Genomic DNA, 18307 nt, shown 5'->3' on the forward strand with positions numbered 1-18307 from the left:
GCGTGGTCACGGTTCCGGTCCGGCAAAGCCTGCCCGGCGACCTGCCCGAGGCCATGCGCCGCGATTGCGCTCTGCTGGACTGTGAATTGCTGAAAGCCACTCTGGAAAGCCTGCACTGACTCCTTTCCCAACCGGGCCGGTCGGTCCGGGCATGCCGGGATGCGGACGGATGCGGGCTCCTCCCGTTGCGTCACAATCATCATGGATTCATCCGGGCGGCCCGCCCGAAGACGTCTGACCCAAGGAGTTTGTCGTGAACCTGGAACTGCATAAGATTGCAATCCGCAAGCTGGAATGGGGCCCGCGCACCGGCGCGCGGGATCATGTGCTCACCGTCAACAAGGAGGAGCTGGTCAGCCTGCTGCTGGAAGACCCGGCCCTCCGGAATGTGGAGGCCGAGCTGGTCCATCCCGGCGAGAGCGTGCGCATCCTGCCCTGCAAGGATGCCGTGGAGCCGCGCTGCAAGCTGGAAGGCCCGGGCGAGGTGTTTCCCGGCTGGATCGGCGACGTGGACACCGTGGGCCAGGGCAAGACCCTGGTGCTCGAAGGCGCTGCGGTGCTGACCACCGGCCGTCTGGTGGCTCCGCAGGAGGGCATTGTGGACATGAGCGGCCCGGGCGCGGCATACACGCCTTTTTCCAAAACCTGCAACGTGGTTCTGGTCTTCGAGCCCGTGGACGGGGTGGAGTTGCATGAGCTGGAGGCGGTCTACCGCCGGGCCGGGCTCAAGGCGGCATACTATCTGGCCTCCTGCTGCAAGGAAGACAAGGCCGACACTGTGGAGAGCTACGCCTTCCCGCCCCTGGCCGAGGCCATGAACGCCTGGCCCGGGCTGCCCAAGGTGGCGTATTTGTATATGCTTCAGTCCCAGGGCCTGCTGCACGATACCTGGGTCTACGGCGTGGATGTCAAAAAAATTCTGCCCACCATGATCAGCCCCACGGAAATCATGGACGGGGCCATTATTTCCGGCAACTGCGTTTCGGCCTGCGACAAGAACAGCACCTATACGCACGTGAACAATCCGGTGATCAAAAGTCTCTACGCCCACCACGGCAAGGACATCAATTTCGTGGGCGTGATCATCACCAATGAAAACGTCACCCTGGCCGACAAGAAGCGCAGCTCCTCCTACGCGGTGAAGCTGGCCCGGATGCTCGGCGTGGACGGCCTGGTGATTTCCGAGGAAGGCTTCGGCAACCCGGACGCGGATCTGATCATGAACTGCTGGAAGGCCGAGCGCGCGGGCATCAAGACCGTGCTGATCACCGACGAATACGCCGGGCGCGACGGGTCGAGCCAGTCCCTGGCCGACTCCTGCCCCGAGGGCGACGCCTGCGTCACCGCCGGCAACGCCAATGAAGTCATCGTGTTGCCGCCCATGCAAAAGGTCATCGGCGAACCGGCCACAGCCGACGTCATCGCCGGGGGCTTCTTCGGTTCCCTGCGCGAGGACGGCAGCATGGAAGTGGAGTTGCAGGCCATTATGGGCGCCACCAGCGAGTTGGGGTTTAACCGTATCGGCGGCCGCACTTTATAGACAGTGCCGTCACGAACGCCTTTTCTGTTCTCTCTGTGTCGAACTTCGCCTTTTATTCCGGTCGAGTACCATAGCTCTGCTGTCCTCATCCGTAAGCAGCTTCGCTGCAACGGCTGAGGCAAGAGTACACTCCCTGCATAAAAGGCTTGTTCTCCTTGAGAGAACACGAAAAATCATCTCGTGACGACCCTGTCTTAGGACTGTTCATAGTGTTTTTGACCTCCGGCTGCGTCAAACTCGTTTTTTGCTCCGGTCGAGTACCCTAAGAGTACACTCCCTTCGCAAAAACCTCGTTTTCCTTGCCGGAAAGCCAAAGTTTCTCAATGTAGAAACAGCCTCTCACGAAGTGCCGAAACGATCAATGGACGGCCAGTCTCAAGTGAAGCATCGGCACTTTGTTGGAAACAGTGTGGAAATGACATAGTAAGGAGTGGATCATGGCATATCGTGTCATTCACTATATCAATCAGTTTTTCGCCGGCATCGGCGGCGAGGACAAGGCGGACGTCGCCCCTGAAGTGCGCGAAGGCGTGGTGGGTCCCGGCATGGCTTTCAAGGCCGCGCTGGGCGGCGAAGCGGAAATCGTGGCGACCTTCATCTGCGGCGACAATTATTTCGCCAACCATATGGATGAAGTGTCCGCCCTGGTGGTGGAAACCGTGCGCGAATACAAGGCCGACGCCCTGATCGCGGGTCCGGCCTTCAATGCCGGGCGCTACGGCGCGGCCTGCGCCTCGGTCTGCGCGGCGGTCCAAAAGGCTCTGCACATACCGGTGGTCACGGCCCTGTACCGGGAAAATCCCGGCGTGGATCTTTTCCGCAAGGAAATTCCCATTGTGGAAGCCGCCGATTCCGCGCGCGGCATGGCCAAGGCCGTACCGGCCATGGCCCGCGTGCTGCTCAAGCAGCTAGGGGGCGAGGCTCTGGGAACCCCGGCCGAGGAAGGTCTGATCGAAAAGGGCATCCGCGAAAACATGTTCTATGAGCAGCCCGGCGCGGAGCGCGCCGTGTCCATGCTGATCAAAAAGCTCAAGGGCGAGCCCTTTGCCACGGAATACGCCATGCCGGTCTTTGACCGCGTGACCCCGCGCCCGCCCGTGGCGGACATGAGCAAGGCCAAGATCGCCCTGGTTACTTCCGGCGGCATTGTGCCCTTCGGCAACCCGGACCACATCGCGGCCTCCAGTGCCCAGAATTTCGGCGAATACGACATCACCGGCGTCACGGATCTGCTCCAGGGCAAATATCAGACCGCCCACGGCGGCTACGACCAGACCTACGCCAATCAGGACCCGGACCGCGTGCTGCCCGTGGACGTGCTGCGCGACCTGGAAAAGGAAGGCCGCATCGGCTCCCTGCATCCGCTCTTCTATTCCACCGTGGGCAACGGCACGGCCGTGGCCAAGGCCAAAGCCTTCGGCATTGAGATCGGCAAGCGTCTCAAGGACGCCCAGGTGCAGGCGGTGATCCTCACCTCCACCTGAGGCACCTGCACGCGTTGCGGTGCAACGCTCGCCAAGGCCATTGAGGACACCGCCGACGTGCCGGTGGTTCACATGTGTACCATCGTGCCTATCTCTTTGAGTATCGGGGCCAACCGCATTGTGCCCACGGTCTCCATCCCCCATCCGCTGGGCAATCCCGAACTCTCGCCGGAAGCGGAAAAGGCCCTGCGCCGCGAACTGGTGGAGCACGCGCTCACGGCGCTCTCCACTCCCGTGGATGAACAGACGGTCTTCAATAAGTAAATTGCGTAACAACAGCAATGACGGCCCGTCGGGCGCGACAGCGCCCGACGGGAACCGCGGGAGCATACATCATGGAGCAGCGTGAACTGGTCATCATCGGGGCGGGCCCGGCCGGACTGACCGCCGCCGTCTACGGCAAACGCGCGGGTCTGGACGTGCTTGTGCTGGAAAAGGGCAAGGCCGGCGGCCAGATCCTGATCACCAGCGAAATCGAAAACTGGCCCGGCACCATCAGTGCTTCGGGCGTGGGGCTGGCCGACAGCTTCCGGGCTCACGCCGAGCATTTCAAGGCCGAATTTCGCACCGCCACGGTGAAGGAACTGCGCCCGGCGGGCGGCGGAGCCGTGGTGGTCACGGACCAGGGCGAGATTGGGGCCAAGGCGCTGATCATCGCCACCGGGGCCAACTTCCGCAAACAGGGCTGCCCCGGCGAAAAGGAATTCACGGGCAAGGGCGTTTCCTACTGCGCGGTCTGCGACGCGGCCTTTTTCGAGGAGCTTGAGGTGGCGGTCATCGGCGGCGGCAATACCGCCGTGGAAGAGGCCTGCTATCTGACCCAGTTCGCGGAGAAGGTCTACATCGTGCACCGCCGCGATCAGTTCCGCGCCGACAAGCTGGTGGCCGAGCGCGCCCTGAAAAATCCCAAGATCGTGCCCCTCTGGGACAGCGTGTTGGAAGCCATCGAGGGCGACGGCCTGGTGGAGCGCATGGTGCTCAAGAACGTCAAGAGCGGCGAAAAGAACGTGGTGGCCGTCAACGGCGTGTTCATCTTCATCGGCACGCTGCCCAACGCCGCTTTCTTGAGCGGCGTCTGCGAAACCACTGAGCAGGGCTGGATCATTACGGACGCCGACATGCGCACCTCCACGCCGGGCGTCTTCGCGGCGGGCGATGTGCGCGACACGGCCTTGCGGCAGGTGGTCACGGCTGCCGGGGACGGCGCGCGGGCGGCCATGTCCGCTTACGCCTATCTGGCTGAACAGGAATAGATTGCCTTTGAAACGCTTCGCTTTTCAAAGGTTCATTCAGCCGAAAAATGTGATTTTCGGCTGAATCCACGCCGCGTTGCGGCGCGCCGCACCGTGTGCGGCGTAGCGGGAGCTCGTGCGGCTATTTTTATACAAGGAGCAAGCACATGGGCAATGTCGGCATCAAAGGCACGGCCTACTGCCTGAATTTCGCGCCGGAACTGGCGCTGCATTACGGCGGCACGCCCGCCCAGGAGCGTCGCGCCAAGCCCGATTCCGAGTATCTCAAGGCCCTGCCCGGGCGGGCCCAGAGCTATGAGGAAGCTGCGGGCTACGCCCCCAACAAGACCTACATCGGGGCCATGAGCGTGGAGGAACTGGCCGCCGCGCCCGCGCCCTGGCTGGAAAATCTCGGCGCGCCCGAGCGTTACGGCAAATACGGCGAGATCATGCCCGAAGACGAGTTTCTCGGCTTCATGGACATCTGCGACGTTTTTGACCTGATCTGGCTGGACAAGGATTTTGCCGCGCGCATCAAGGAAAAACTGGCCCAGGATCCGGTTGTGGGCGAGAGCCAGCTGGCCCGCCTGGAAGCCGGTCATGAGGCCGCTGAAATCGCCGAAGCCGTGGAAAAGCACATGGCCCTGCCGCTGTATCTGGACGGCCGGGTGGTGGGCTGCTGCCGCCGGGCCCATGATACGGACGAAAACCTCTCGGCCCACGTCATGCTGGAAAATCTGGCCTGCAAGACCAGCGGCGTGCTGGCCCTGCTGCATTTGATCAAAAACAGCGGGCTCGCGCCCTCGGAGATCGACTTTGTTGTGGAATGCTCCGAGGAGGCCGTGGGCGACGTTATGCAGCGCGGCGGCGGCAACCTGGCCAAGGCCGTGGCTGAAATCGCGGGCTGCGGCAATGCCAGCGGCTTTGACGTGCGCGGCTTCTGCGCCGGTCCGGCTGCGGCCGTCATCGCCGGCGCGAGCATGGTGGCCTCGGGCGTTCGCCGGAATGTGGCCGTGCTGGGCGGCGGTTCGCTGCCCAAGCTGTATATGAACTCGCGCGACCACGTCAAAAAGGGGCTCAAAGCCCTGGAAAACTGCATCGGCAGCTTTGCGGTGCTGCTCGTGCCGGACGACGGCACGGAGCCGGTGATCCGCCTGGATTCCGTGGGCAAGCATTCCGTGGCCGCCGGGGCGGCCCCGCAGGCCATCACCTCGGCCCTGACCTTTGAGCCGCTGACCCGCCTGGGCCTCAAGCTCACGGATGTGGACAAGTACGCTCCCGAACTGCACAACGCGGAAATCACCCTGCCCGCCGGGGCGGGCAATGTGCCCGAGGCCAACTTCAAGATGATCGCGGCCCTTTCGGTCATGAAAGGCCAGCTCAAGCGTGAGGAGATTCCGCAATTCGTGGCCGAGCACGGCATTCCCGGTTTCGTGCACACCCAGGGGCACATCCCCTCGGGCGTGCCCTACATGGGCCATGCCCGCGACGCCATCAAGGCCGGAAGCATCAAGCGCGCCATGATCATCGGCAAGGGCAGCCTGTTCCTGGGCCGCCTGACCAATCTGGCCGACGGCGCGTCCTTCCTGATCGAAGCGCCTTCCGAAACCGGAGGCGCGACGGGCGCGGGCGTCACCAAGGACGAAGTGCGCGAACTGCTGCTGGACGCGCTTGCCGATCTGGCCGCCAACCTTCAGAAAAACTGAGGTCTGCCATGGCGGAAGTAAACGAAAGCAAACGCGCGCTCATCGGCAACGCCCTGGCGGAGCTGGTGGCCACGGCGCGCAGCGGCGGTCCGCGCAATCGCATCGGGCTGATGGCCGCGGGCAGTGAGCTGCCGGTGGAAGAGTTCCTGCTGGGCGCGGGCACGGCCATGCGCCGGGACAGCCGCCTTCAGGTGGTAGGCCTGGGCCCCCGGCCGGACGCCCCGCTGCCCGAGGGCATGGACTGGATCGAAACGCCCGATTGTGAGGCCGACATTGCGGCGGCCATGGAAAAGGCTCTTGATTCCAAAGGCGCCGACGCTCTGGAAGGCGCGGTGGCCCTGCACTATCCCTTCCCGGTGGGCGTGACCACCATGGGCCGGGCATTCACTCCGGCCAGGGGCAGGGCCATGATCCTGGCTTCCACCACGGGCATCAGCGCGCCGCAGCGGGCCTGCGCCATGCTGCGCAACGCGGTGTACGGCCTGGCGACGGCCAAGGCCATGGGCATTGCCGATCCCGGCCTGGGCGTACTCAATCTGGATGCCGCGCCTCAGGTTATGCGCGCCCTCAGCCGTATGGCCGAAAAGGGCTATGCCGTGCGTTTCGGTCAAAGCGTGCGCAAGGACGGCGGCGCGTTGCTGCGCGGCAATGACATCCTGGCCGGCGCGGTGGACGTTTGCGTCTGCGACACCCTCACGGGCAACGTGCTGGCCAAGGTCTTCGCGGCCTTCGGCACCGGCGGCGGCTACGAAGCCGCGGGCTGGGGCTACGGACCCTCCGTGGGCGAGGGCTGGAACAAGGTGGTGTCGATCATCTCACGGGCTTCGGGCGCGCCGGTCATCGCCAATGCCCTGAGCTACACGGCCCAGGCCGTGCGCGGCGGCCTGCCCGCCAGGGTGGCGGCGGAACTCCGGGCGGCCCGCGCCGCCGGTCTGGACGAGGAGTTGGAAGGGCTCATGCCCAGGCCCGAGGCCGGAAGCGGCGACGTGCCGGTCATGCCGCCTGTGGTCCCCACGGATGAGGAAATTCACGGCATCGACGTGCTCGATCTGGAAAACGCCGTGCACGTGCTCTGGAAGGAAGGCATCTACGCCGAAGGAGCCATGGGCTGCACCGGGCCGGTGGTCAAGCTGGCCTCGGCCGGTCTGGAAAAGGCCAGGGCGCTGCTTACGGCGGCGGGCTATCTGTAAGGGAATCGCTGAGTAATGGTTTTGCCCTCTGCCTGCGTCAGGCTCGCTCCGTGCGAAGGTCGAATATGTTTGAATATACTCCCTCCGCCCGCAGCTCGCCTTCCTTGGCAGAGAACAAAAATCTTCATTAATCACACGTTCCAGGAAAATGTCTTCATCTCTTTGCGACATATACAACACGCAAGCAGCGAGGTGCATCATGATTATCGTGGACAAGGAAAATTTCGAAGCGGAAGTGCTCAACAGCGACCAGCCCGTCATCGTGGACCTTTGGGGCCCGCAGTGCGGCCCCTGCCTGGCCCTGATGCCGTCGGTGGAAAAGCTGGCCGAAGAGTACGAGGGCAAAATCAAATTTTGCAAACTGAACGTGGCTGAAAACCGCCGCCTGGTCATCTCTCTCAAGGTCATGGCCGTGCCCACCATTCTGTTCTACAAGGGCGGGGAAAACGTGCAGCGCATCAGCAGCGACGAAGTGACCCTGGACGCCATCCGGGAAGGCGCGGAGAAGCTGTTGGCATAACCACGGCTTGGCTTGTCGCGGAACAAGCAAAGCAACAACAAGGAGTGCATCATGGGTAAACTTGCAGGTAAGAAGCTGCTGCTTCTGGGCGAGCGGGACGGTGTTCCCGGTCCGGCCATGGCTGCGGTCTTCGCCAACTCCGGGGCCGAGGTGCTGTTCTCGGCCACCGAATGTTTTGTCTGAACCGCCGCAGGCGCCATGGACCTGGAAAATCAGCAGCGTGTGAAAGACGCCGTTGAGAAGGTCGGGGCGGAAAACCTGGTGGTGGTGCTCGGCTCTTCCGACCCCGAAGGGGCGGAAATCTATGCCGAAACCGTCACCCTGGGCGACCCCACCTTTGCCGGTCCGTTGGCGGGAGTCCCGTTGGGACTCTGCGTGTATCACGTGTTTGAAGAGGAAATGAAAAGCGAAGCCGATCCCGCTGCCTGGGAAGAGCAGATCAGCATGATGGAAATGGTGCTGAACACCGAGGCTCTGGCGGCATCCGTGAAAAAGATGCGCGACGCCAACAGCAAGTATTCGCTGTAGGCCGCGCCCGACAATATGCGATCTCCCCCGGGGCGCGTGCTCCGAGGGAGATCGCATTGGCGCGCGGGCGCGGGCGGCGCGGTTGTCGCGTTTGCCCTGCCGATACGCTATTATTCAAGCAGCTATCTGAAATTTTTTCATTTCAGATAGCGCCCCCAAAAATCAACAAGCTTTCGGACGACAAGGCCCACAAATTCCGGCTTGTCGTAAAGATCAACATGGCTTGCGCCTTCGATGCGATATATTTCTTTCGGTTCTCTGGCCTTGGCGTAAGCGGCGTCGCTGAAATAGATGGTATCAGCCTCACTGCCGACAATCAGCAGAATCGGGCGGGGCGAGACGGTATCAAGATGCGCGAAGGCGTCAAAAGCCGCCAGCTTGTCATTGCTGGATACCAGATATTTATTGACGGAAGTGGGATATCGGCATCTCGGCGTTCTATAGTACTCGCGGGCTTCCTTTTGAATCGTCGAAGTATTTTCATCTATTTCATCCTTGGAATCGGGAACGTAATGCCAATAGGAGGGCGCACCGCCGCGTATCTCATTCGTGCGCGCATCTGCGACCTCTTTCAGCAACGTACGCATGAAATTTTCAATGTTCACGCCGGGAAATCCATTCCTGGCGCTGTCCCCCACGTCCCAGGCACTGATGCCCGCGGCGGCCCGGATTCTGGCATCCGTCTGGATGGCGCTTAGGGTATAGCCCGCGCCGGCGCACACGCCCATTGCCCCAATCCTTTCTTCATCCACATATTCAAGCGTCATGAGATAATCCACAGCGGAGCGGATGTCTTCCACCCGTGAGGCCGGGTCTTCCAGATAGCGGGGCAATCCTTCGCTTTCGCCCTGATGCGAGGCATCAAAGGCAAGCGTCACATAGCCCGCTTGCGCCAGATTCCATGCATAGAGTGAAGAGCATTGTTCTTTTACACCCCCGCCCGGGTGCGTCACAACAACGGCGGGGTACTTTTCGCCTGCATCAAAGTCGCCTGGAAGAAAGAGCAGCCCGGCGATATTCAGGTTGAATTTTTTGAAAGCGACCTTTTTTCCATCCCTGTAATGGGTATCGTACAACATGTGCGTTCCTCTTTTATCGGGAGGCGGCTGGTCTTGCCAGGTTAGAACAGATTCCCTTTGAAACACACAGCGTTTCAAAGGGGTCATTCCGGCAAAAGCGCGGTTTTTGCCGGAATCCGCGCCGCGTTGCAGCGCGCCTCACCGTGTTCGGCGTTAGAGCATTTCAACTTTGAAATGCTCTAACTTACGCGCTTGATAAACCTTGCAGGGACGCCGCCTACAATGCTCCCTGCCTCCACGTTCTTGCTGACGACCGCTCCGGCGGCCACGACGGCGCCGTCGCCGAGAGTCACGCCGGGAAGCAGCGTCGCGCCGGAGCCGATCCATACATTTTTGCCGATGGCTATCGGGGCGATATGGTGGATATGCCGCTCATCGGGAGGCAAACCGTGATTGATCGTCGCCAGCGTGACGCGGTGCCCGATGAGCGCGCCATCCCCCACATCAATCCCCCCTTGATCCTGAAAACAGCAGCAGGCATTGATAAAGACGTTTTTCCCCAGGCGAATGTTCTTGCCAAAATCAGTATGGAAGGGAGGAAACAACCTGAAAGAATCGTCTATTTCCCGTCCGGTGATACGGCGCATGAAATCGCGCACTTCGTCAGGCGTGTGATAGGCGTTGTTCAGTTCCGCGGTCAGCCGCATGGCTTCATGCGTATAGCGCTCCATGCACGCATAGGCTTCCGTTCCCGACACCAGGGGTTCCCCGTTGTCCAGAGATTGCAAAAGCTGTTCAAGATTCATGGCACTACCTTTGTTATGCTCTGCAATGGCAAGATGCGTTTTTGCCGTTTCACCGGCGCGGCTCGGCACCAAGGTTCAATGGATCGGCACTGAAAACGCCGGGGGCTGACGCGCCGCATCCTCACCGACCGCCTCAGACGCTTCTCCCCATGCGGCGGGCGGCCTCAAGAGCTGTGGCGTTGCGAAGGATGTCGCCCGGATTGGTTGCGCCTACGCCCCTGACCACGCCTTTGAGGCTGGTTTTGTCAAAGCAGGCAATCCAGCCGTTCAGGCCGCTCACGGCCCCGTCCACGGCGCTTTCTTCATTTTCCGCGGCCGAGGCCAGCAGATAAATGTCCCTGAAGGCGTAATCTGATGGGAACAGCGGATTTGCGCGGTCGAGCATGGTCTTCATCTGGCCGCACATTTCATAGTAGTAGATGGGCGTGGCGAACACGAGCACGTCGGCATTCTTCATCTTCCGCGCAATCACGTCCGCATCGTCGCGGATGACGCAACGCTGTGTTTTTTGGCAGACCAGGCAGCCTTTGCAGAAACTGATGGATTTGTCGTACAGACAGATTTTTTCCGCCTGATGTCCCGCTTCCCGAGCTCCTTTGGCAAATGCGTCGGCCAGGATTTCAGAATTGCCGCCCTTGCGGGGACTGGTGGAAATGATCAGAACCGTTTTCATCGGACATTTTCCTTTGATGGTTAAAATTCGCGCGTAACGGCCCATGCCTGCGTCCGCGTTTTTCAGCCGGGCGTCCGGCCGCCTGATTGAGAGGTTCACTTGAGGTTTTGGGTGAAGAAGACCGTCAGTCTGTCAAAGGGGATACGATCCGTGCGGTCATACAGGTCCACATGTCCCGCTCCGGGGACAACAAGCAGTTCTTTGGGTTCGGCGGCACGCCTGTAGGCGTCTTCGCTGAACTCTCTGGAGTGGGCGGTTTCGCCCGTGACAAACAACATGGGACGCGGGGAAATGGTTTCAATGTCGTTGAACGGGTAAAAGTTCATGAACTTCACGTTGCTGCTCAGGGTCGGGTGCGTCGTGGCCAGCGGAGAAGCGCCCCTGGGGGTGAATTCTCCCCGCGGAGTACGGTAGAATTCATAGAACTCCCGCTCGATAGGAGTGGACTTTTCCGTAAGCTCATGGACGGTTCCGTTGGTGTACTTCGTTTCTCCTCCAGCAGCTTCCGCATCCCGCTGTTCGGCGGCTTCCCTGATGGCGGCCTTGCGCTGTTCCAGGCTCCGCCCATGCCGGAGGCCGTTGCGGTTGGCCGCTCCCATATCGTACATGCTTATTGTGGCAATGGCCTTCAGGCGCGGGTCAATTTTCGCAGCGCTGACGGCGAAACCGCCGCTGCCGCAGATGCCGATGACGCCGATCCGTTCCCTGTCCACAAAGGGCCTGGTGCCGAGATAATCCACGGCTGCGCTGAAGGTTTCGGCGTACAGGTCCGGGGATACGGCATTGCGGGGTTCGCCCGCGCTGCCGCCCCAGAATGCCAGATCGACGGACAGTGCGACAAATCCTTGCTCGGCCATCTTGGTGGCATACAAGTCCGCACTCTGTTCTTTTACCGCGCCCATGGGATGGCCCACAATGATCGCGGCATGTTTTGTGTTTTGGTTCATCTTCCTGGGCAGAAAAAGATTTCCTGCCATTTCCATTTTATACTGATTTTGGAAGGCGACCGCCTGCATGGCAACCTTATCGCTTTTATAGAAATTAGCGGCATCGTCTGGAATTTTGATATCCCGCGCGAAGACCGGAACGGCAAACAACATGCTGAGAAGAGCAGCCGCGATGCCAAGGTGTTTCATTGTGTTCATGTCGTGTCTCCTTTACAGTGGATGAGGTAAGAGTCAGAGTTTCTCCTGTGGCTCATATATAGTGATTGGAGTGTTTAATAACAAATACTTATATTGAATACTTTACCATGCCTGAAAAGCATGGTATTTGTCCCGCCTGGGCATTTGACCGCAACTGGAAGGGCTAAGCCGTATGGAGCTGAGAGTACTTCGCTATTTTCTTGCCGTGGCGCGGGAAGAGACCATATCCGGAGCGGCGGAAGCCATGCATGTCACTCAGCCGACGCTGTCACGGCAGATGATGGAGCTGGAGGAAGAGCTGGGAAAGACGCTGTTTGTACGCGGAAAGAGGAAAATTTTTCTTACGGAAGAGGGAATGTTTCTCCGTAAGCGTGCGCGGGAAATCGTCGCCCTGGTGGAAAAAACCGAGGCTGAATTCAGCGCCCCGGAGGAATGCCTCAGCGGTGATGTGCATATCGGCGGCGGTGAAACCGACGCCATGCGGCTGATTGCCCGTGCGGCCCATAAGCTGCAAAGGGCCCATCCGCGAGTCGCATTCCATATTTTTAGTGGAAATGCGGAAGATGTCATGGAAAGGATTGACCGGGGGCTGGTTGATTTCGGCATCTTCATTGAGCCCGTTGATCTGTCAAAATACGATTTTGTCAGATTGCCGATGAAGGATATATGGGGCCTTCTGATGCGCAAAAACTGTCCCCTTGCAGCGCGGGAGGCAATCCAGCCGAATGATTTGCTTGGATTGCCGCTTCTTGTTTCCAGACAGGCCTTGGTGAAAAATGAAATTTCCGGGTGGATGGGCGACAGACACAGTCAGTTGCATATCGTCGCCACATATAATTTGTTGTATAATGCCTCTCTTATGGTGGAAGAAGGCATGGGCTATGCCTTGTGCCTGGACAAAATTGTTCGGACTCCAGATGAGGGGCCACTCTGTTTCAGGCCTTTGAAACCAAAGATTGAGGTCGGCCTGAGTGTGGCATGGAAAAAATACCAGGTATTTTCAAAGGCGGCGGAAAGTTTTTTGGAGTATTTGAAAAGAGAAATCTAATATATTGGAGCCGTTGGCGCATTTTATGCGTCAACGGCTCCAGGCTCAGCCCTCATTAAAAGCGCCCGCTGCAAAGCCGCCTTTTTCCGTGCGGCTGCGTTGCAAAAAAGAAATTGATCTCGCGGTATGTTCAAGACGGCTTCGCCCAAATTCTCCTTTGTGCCTTGCTGCCCGAAAAAATGCAGCTTTTCGCGGACGGCGTTTTAATGAGGACTGAGCCTAGTGGAATGTCACGCCCCACCTGTCGGTCCGGCGTGAAGACCCCATAGCAAAAAACGCGGTTTTGGCTGTGCTTACGCCGCCTGCGGCGGCGCGCAACCCCTTGCGGGTTTGCGACATGTGTCGCTTGACGCGACACTAGGCACTGGCTGTGAATGAGCATTGTCTCATTACATAATGGTATAGCCGCCATCCACAGCTATGGGCTGGCCGATAAGAAGCGAAGCAGCCGGGCTGCACAGCCACAGCACGGTGTCCGCCACCTCTTCCGCGCGGCCTATCCTGCCAATGGGCTGGGTTTGAGCAACGAATTCACGCGTAAGGTTTCCGGAGTCGAACATGGCTTGCACCATTGGAGTGTCAATGGTGCCGGGGCAGACGGCATTGATGCGAATGCCTTTGGCCCCATATTCCAGGGCCGCGCTCTTGGTGAGGCCCAGTACGCCGTGTTTGGCCGCATGGTATGCGGCCCGTCCCGGAAGGCCCACCAATCCGCCCAGGGAAGAGTTGTTGACAATGGCGCCGCTTCCCTGTTTGCGCATCTCCAGAAGTTCATACTTCATGCAGAGCCAGACACTGCGGAGATTGACCGAAATAACGCGGTCAAACTCTGCGGACTCCAGTTCGGCCGTATCCGTCACAGGACTCTGGATGCCCGCATTATTGAACGCCGCATCCAGACGGCCAAACGCCCTGATGGCGGCTGCTACCATATCCCGTACCTGGGCTTCATCAGCGACGTCGCAGGTAACGGCCAGAGCTTTGCCCCCGGCTTTCACCAGCGCTTGCGCTTCTTTGCCGACGGCTTCCGCATCCATATCAGCCATGGCAACCGCAGCGCCGGACTTGGCAAAGGCTCGCGCAGCGGCAAGCCCCATGCCTTTCGCCGCACCCGTTACCAAGGCCACCTGCCCGTCAAATCGAATTTCCATCTTACCTCTCCTATCTCTAGAGTATGTACCACCTGAAATGCTCGCTACAAACTATGAGGATAATTCCTTATGATGAAGGCACAATGTTATCTTTTTTTTGCCTAATTTTGCCATTGGGTCCGAAAGGATGCCCATAGCTTTATGCAATCGGCTTTTATAGTAAGCTGGAAACCTGTCCTCAAATTCTAGTCTGTCGGGCATCGTTCATGTTTTGCCGATGTCCAGGAGCGCCAGCCGGAAGATTTTGAAAACGGCCTCATCGTGAAGGAAGGCCCCTTGGGTTTTGGTCACGTGACGCAGGCACATCTTCAATGATCCAACGGCAGTTGTCGTATAGATCAGCTTCCGGATTTCCGGCGGGTAGCCAAAAAAAGAAATTGCCCGCTGCCGGTTGGCGCGCCAGAATTTTGCGATCAGCGGGGAGCGGGAATTGTATTTGTGCTCCTGGCGCTCAAGGGCGGATTGGGCCGGTTCCGTCGCTGGCGAGGTGCATATTTCTTTCAGGCGGCGGCCGCTATCCGCCCGCCGGTTCGGGGTAAACTGATTGGCCGTTTACACAAATTTTTTGCGCACTTTTTTAACGGCTGCGGCGGCACACGGTTCGATATATATCCGCCTGTCCAAGGGGGCCGAGGCGTAGTGCTGTCGGGGCATGGAGCGACGCCTCAGAACCGCGGCCGCGCCCCGCTGTTTACGGAATCCGCAAAAGCCGCTAAGAAACCTCTATGGTTTTTCTGCACGCCTTGGGGGGAATTTTCGGCCTGCTGCTGGTCGTGGCGGTGGGCTATGCGCTGGCCTGGAAGGGCTGGTTTTCCACGGAAAGCCAGATGCTCCTGCCCAGACTGGTAACCTATGTGGCCCTGCCGCCTTTTCTGATGTGCACGCTGTTGCAGTCCTTTGACCGCGACCATCTGCTGCACATGCTCTACGGCGCGCTGCTGCCCTTCACCTCCCTGATCATCACTTTCAGTCTGGCCTGGGTGGTGGGCAGAATCGCTCACGTGCAGCGGAAGCACTTCGGCCTGTTCTGCGCCTGTGTTTCCAATTCCAATACCATCTTTGTGGGCATTCCGGTCAATCTGGCCCTGTTCGGGGAGGAATCCCTGCCCTATGTGCTGCTCTATTACTTTGCCAGCACCATTTTTTTCTGGACCGTGGGCAACTACGCCATCAGCAGCGACGGCTGCGGGGAGGGCCGGGAACGGACACGGCTCTGCGACAATGTCCGGCATATTTTTTCACCGCCCATGCTGGGTTTTCTGACCGGCCTGGCCCTGGTGATGTTCAAGGTGGATCTGCCGCGCTTTCTGCTGGATGCGGCCAAATACCTGGGCAATCTGACCACGCCCCTGGCTCTGCTGTTCATCGGCGTCACCCTGCAAACCATGGACCTGCGCCATCTCAAGCTCGACCGGGACCTGGTTCTGGCCCTGGTCGGCCGCCTGGTGGTCAGCCCTCTGGTGGTGCTTTTGCTCGTGCCTCTTTTTCCCATACCGGAGCTTATGGGCAAGGTCTTCATCATGCAGGCCTCGCTGCCGGTGCTGATGCAGGCGGCCATCCTCAGCGCCTATTACCGCACGGACCCGGAATTCGGCGCGCTGATGGTCTCCCTGTCCACCCTGCTTTCGGCGCTGACCATTCCCATCTATATGACCCTGCTCTGAGCGGCTTCCGAAATCTTCCGCAAGCCGTGTCATTTCCCCTGCATGCGCCGCAGCACGCCCAGAAGCGGCGCGTCGGGCGTGCGCGCGCATTCCTCCCAGACCAGTTCAGCCGCCCCGGTGGGCGTGCTGCGCAGGGCTTCCCGGATGTTGTTGCCGTCCTTGGCCTGATCATAGGCGTAGAGCCAGATGCCGAAAAAGAAGGCGTCCTCATTATGATCGCCCGCAGCAAGGATATCCCGGCAACTGGTTGTGGTTGTTTTCCAGGGGCCGCGATGCCAGGTTTTTTTCTGTTCTCGCCAGACTTCGGCCAACCCGCGTTCGGGATGGGCGGAACAGATCCGCTCCGCGCGGGCCAGGAGGGCCTCCAGATCGCGCGGGTTGAAGCCCGTGCCCCCGTGCCGGGCGCTGACATGGGCGTCCAGCTCCAGCGCCTCCAGGAAACGGCGCATTTTTTCGCCGCCCGGCGAAAGAGCGGGTTTGGCCCAGGCCGCGCACATGGCTGTGGCCGGATTTGAGAAGGAATATGCCCCGGCGGCGCCAGGCGGCGCGCTTTGGGGGAATGCCGCCAGCGGCAGGAAGAGCAGGAAGGCGCACAGCACCGGGATGTTCCGCATATTTCCCCCTTCAGACATTTTCACATTGAAAATGGGCAAATGCACGGCGGCCGCGAGAGCAGCGTCACAGCTTTAGAACAGGTCAACTTTGATGTTATGCATTTCAAAGTCAAAGGCATGCTTACTCCGCCGTAACGCCTTACGGGTTTTGCGTGTCGGATTTTTCAAATGAGACACTAGATGTTGAAAAGGCCGTGACCGGGTGGGAGAGCGTATTGCGTCTCCCGCTGCGGTCACGGCCTTCGACATGGTCAGGCGTTGGGAAGGATTTATTTGACGCTTTCCTTCATAACGTCGAGCATCAGGGCCTCGGGCTTTTGGGAGCAGGCATTCAAATACGCCTTGAGCGTGTCGTCGCTTTCCAGCACCGAGCCGGACTTGCCGCTCTTCTGGCGGTTATAGCCGTCCAGCCAGATCACAAAGCCGCTGCCGTCGTCTTCATTGGCGCTGTAGTCTTTGCAGGTGGTCTTGTCCGCGCGCCACGGGCCGTCGGCGGCCACGGGCTGGTTCTTGCGGGCTTCCTGCCAGAGAGTGACCACCTTTTCCGTGGGCTTGGCCTGGCAGGCCGCATAGACCTGCTCCAGCAGCGGAGCCATGATGTCCGGATCGGCCACGGCCTTGCCCTGCGCGGCGGCGGCATAACCGTCGATCTGCAGGCCCTCGAACAGCGGCGGCTGGCCGGACGTGCTGGAAAGGGCCACCAGTTCCGCGCAGATGAAATTGGACGGGTCGATTTTTTCGTCCGCGGCCTGGGCCCCTGTGGGCAGGGTCAACATAAGGCAGCAGAGGATAAACAGTTTTTTCATTCTTTCTCCCTTGGATGGAACGTTGTGCCTTTTCTTCCATTACCCACGAGCCCGCATCTGTCAACAGGCGGATATGCCACGGCCGCCGGAGATTCTCCGGCGGCCGTGGGAAGCGGTCAGGCCTTTGTTTTTTGTTCGCCTCGTCAGCGGGCAACAGGGCGAATGTCCAGAGCGGTTCAGGGTTAAATGCTCTAAAGCTCCGGGGGCAGCTCCTGCAATTCCTTCCAGGTAAACACCGGCCCGTCCACGCAGACGTAGCGGCCGCCGATATTGCAGCGCCCGCAGATGCCGATGCCGCATTTCATGCGCTTTTCCAAGGTGGTAACGATGTTCTCCGGCGCGAAGTTCAACTTTTGCAGAGCCTGCACCGTGAACTTGATCATGATCGGCGGCCCGCAGAGCACGGCCACGCAATTGGCCGGATCGGGATTCAGCTCCAGCAGCACGTTGGGGATCAGGCCCACCTTGTGCTCCCAGCCCTCAAAGGGGGCGTCGATGCACAGGGTGCAGTCCAGGTCGGGGCGCCGCAGCCAGTCTTCAAGCTCATAGCTGAAGGCCATGTCCCGGGGCGAGCGCGCGCCGTAGAGCAGGCTGATCTTGCCGTAGTCCGCCTTGCGTTCCAGCAGATGCAGCATGATGGTGCGGATGGGGGCCATGCCGATGCCGCCGCCCACGAAGAAGATGTCCTTGCCCTTCCAGTCATTGTAGGGGAAGAAGTTGCCCAGCGGGGCGCGCACGCCCACCTTGTCGCCGGGCGACAGGCGATGGATGGCGGCGGTCACTTCACCGGCCTGCATGACCGAGAATTGCAGATAGTCCTTCCGCGACGGCGGGGAATTGATGACAAAGGTGGATTCGCCCGCGCCGAACACCGAGAGCTGGCCCACCTGGCCCGGCTCGTAGGTGAAGGATTCCATGTCTTCGGCATTGTCCAGAATCACGCGCAGGGTCTTGATATTGCCGGTTTCCTGGATGACTTCGGCCACAGTGGCGGGCATGGGTTTATAAGGATTGCCCTGGGGCTTGGGCCGGGGCGAGATTTCCCGCAGCATGCCCTTGCCGCCCGCGGGAGCTTTAGGGGCCGCCTTGGCTTTGGACTCAGCCCCGGGCGCGGGGGCGGCTTCGGGAACCGAGGTTCCGGCGGACTCTTCCACGGCCGGAACGGCGCTTTCCTTGACGGC

The 18307-nt window shown here is 60.0% G+C and carries 18 protein-coding genes and 1 pseudogene; 10 read left to right on the forward strand and 9 right to left on the reverse strand.

The features are described 5' to 3' along the window. The first annotated feature begins 253 nt into the window (after positions 1-253). The 7 genes from KH208_RS09865 to grdA all read left to right on the forward strand — a co-directional run bounded on the left by KH208_RS09865 (position 254) and on the right by grdA (position 8200). Positions 254-1540, forward strand: a complete 1287-nt coding sequence (locus tag KH208_RS09865) for a glycine/sarcosine/betaine reductase component B subunit (protein WP_062253778.1) — start codon at positions 254-256, stop codon at positions 1538-1540. Between the two features lie 437 nt (positions 1541-1977). Further along, positions 1978-3288, forward strand: a complete 1311-nt coding sequence (gene grdB / locus KH208_RS09870) for a glycine reductase complex selenoprotein B (RefSeq protein ID WP_291435891.1) — start codon at positions 1978-1980, stop codon at positions 3286-3288. Between the two features lie 71 nt (positions 3289-3359). Next, entirely contained in the window at positions 3360-4277 is a 918-nt protein-coding gene (trxB, locus tag KH208_RS09875) for a thioredoxin-disulfide reductase (RefSeq protein ID WP_291435893.1), read from the forward strand. Between the two features lie 146 nt (positions 4278-4423). After that, positions 4424-5962: a glycine/sarcosine/betaine reductase complex component C subunit beta gene (gene grdC, locus KH208_RS09880; RefSeq protein WP_291435895.1), complete on the forward strand. Its 1539-nt coding sequence runs from the start codon at positions 4424-4426 to the stop codon at positions 5960-5962. An 8-nt stretch (positions 5963-5970) separates the two neighbouring features. Next, entirely contained in the window at positions 5971-7152 is a 1182-nt protein-coding gene (gene grdD / locus KH208_RS09885) for a glycine/sarcosine/betaine reductase complex component C subunit alpha (protein WP_291435897.1), read from the forward strand. 199 nt (positions 7153-7351) lie between these two features. Next, the gene (locus KH208_RS09890) at positions 7352-7672 is read left to right on the forward strand and encodes a thioredoxin domain-containing protein (RefSeq protein WP_291435899.1); all 321 of its coding nucleotides are present in this window, start codon (positions 7352-7354) and stop codon (positions 7670-7672) included. A 51-nt stretch (positions 7673-7723) separates the two neighbouring features. Then, positions 7724-8200: a glycine/sarcosine/betaine reductase complex selenoprotein A gene (grdA, locus tag KH208_RS09895; protein WP_291435901.1), complete on the forward strand. Its 477-nt coding sequence runs from the start codon at positions 7724-7726 to the stop codon at positions 8198-8200. A 137-nt stretch (positions 8201-8337) separates the two neighbouring features. Here the strand turns inward: grdA and KH208_RS09900 are convergent, their stop codons facing one another. From KH208_RS09900 to KH208_RS09915, 4 genes are all read right to left on the reverse strand, one after another. Then, the gene (locus KH208_RS09900; protein WP_291435903.1) at positions 8338-9279 is read right to left on the reverse strand and encodes an alpha/beta hydrolase; all 942 of its coding nucleotides are present in this window, start codon (positions 9277-9279) and stop codon (positions 8338-8340) included. 179 nt (positions 9280-9458) lie between these two features. Continuing rightward, positions 9459-10025 (reverse strand): DapH/DapD/GlmU-related protein, encoded by a 567-nt coding sequence (locus KH208_RS09905; RefSeq protein ID WP_291435905.1) that lies wholly within the window; start codon positions 10023-10025, stop codon positions 9459-9461. Positions 10026-10158: 133 nt separating this feature from the next. Beyond that, entirely contained in the window at positions 10159-10698 is a 540-nt protein-coding gene (locus KH208_RS09910) for a flavodoxin family protein (RefSeq protein WP_291435907.1), read from the reverse strand. Positions 10699-10793: 95 nt separating this feature from the next. Continuing rightward, the gene (locus KH208_RS09915) at positions 10794-11645 is read right to left on the reverse strand and encodes an alpha/beta hydrolase (protein ID WP_291435909.1); all 852 of its coding nucleotides are present in this window, start codon (positions 11643-11645) and stop codon (positions 10794-10796) included. Between KH208_RS09915 and KH208_RS09920 the strand changes: the two genes are divergently transcribed. Together KH208_RS09920 and KH208_RS09925 are read left to right on the forward strand one after the other, a co-directional pair. Next, on the forward strand, positions 11625-11873 hold the full coding sequence (locus KH208_RS09920) for a hypothetical protein (protein WP_291435910.1): 249 nt from the start codon (positions 11625-11627) through the stop codon (positions 11871-11873). The two genes, KH208_RS09915 and KH208_RS09920, sit on opposite strands and share 21 nt — an antisense overlap. 142 nt (positions 11874-12015) lie before the next feature. Further along, entirely contained in the window at positions 12016-12891 is an 876-nt protein-coding gene (locus KH208_RS09925; protein ID WP_291435912.1) for a LysR family transcriptional regulator, read from the forward strand. Positions 12892-13280: 389 nt separating this feature from the next. Here KH208_RS09925 and KH208_RS09930 read toward each other — a convergent pair whose 3' ends face one another. Together KH208_RS09930 and KH208_RS15550 are read right to left on the reverse strand one after the other, a co-directional pair. Continuing rightward, complete coding sequence (locus KH208_RS09930; protein WP_291435914.1) at positions 13281-14042, reverse strand: SDR family oxidoreductase; 762 nt, start codon at positions 14040-14042, stop codon at positions 13281-13283. A gap of 204 nt (positions 14043-14246) precedes the next feature. Then, positions 14247-14549, reverse strand: a pseudogene (locus tag KH208_RS15550) (transposase); the annotation flags it as partial. Positions 14550-14767: 218 nt separating this feature from the next. Here KH208_RS15550 and KH208_RS09935 point away from each other — a divergent pair. Beyond that, on the forward strand, positions 14768-15706 hold the full coding sequence (locus KH208_RS09935) for an AEC family transporter (RefSeq protein WP_291435915.1): 939 nt from the start codon (positions 14768-14770) through the stop codon (positions 15704-15706). A 29-nt stretch (positions 15707-15735) separates the two neighbouring features. Here KH208_RS09935 and KH208_RS09940 read toward each other — a convergent pair whose 3' ends face one another. The 3 genes from KH208_RS09940 to KH208_RS09950 form a co-directional block, all read right to left on the reverse strand. Next, entirely contained in the window at positions 15736-16320 is a 585-nt protein-coding gene (locus tag KH208_RS09940) for a hypothetical protein (protein WP_291435916.1), read from the reverse strand. Positions 16321-16589: 269 nt separating this feature from the next. Further along, entirely contained in the window at positions 16590-17126 is a 537-nt protein-coding gene (locus KH208_RS09945; RefSeq protein WP_291435918.1) for an HdeA/HdeB family chaperone, read from the reverse strand. A gap of 191 nt (positions 17127-17317) precedes the next feature. Continuing rightward, the gene (locus KH208_RS09950) at positions 17318-18178 is read right to left on the reverse strand and encodes an FAD/NAD(P)-binding protein (RefSeq protein ID WP_291435935.1); all 861 of its coding nucleotides are present in this window, start codon (positions 18176-18178) and stop codon (positions 17318-17320) included. Positions 18179-18307 lie beyond the last annotated feature (129 nt).

It is taken from the genome of Desulfovibrio sp. (assembly GCF_018379785.1).
Lineage (GTDB): Bacteria > Desulfobacterota > Desulfovibrionia > Desulfovibrionales > Desulfovibrionaceae > Desulfovibrio.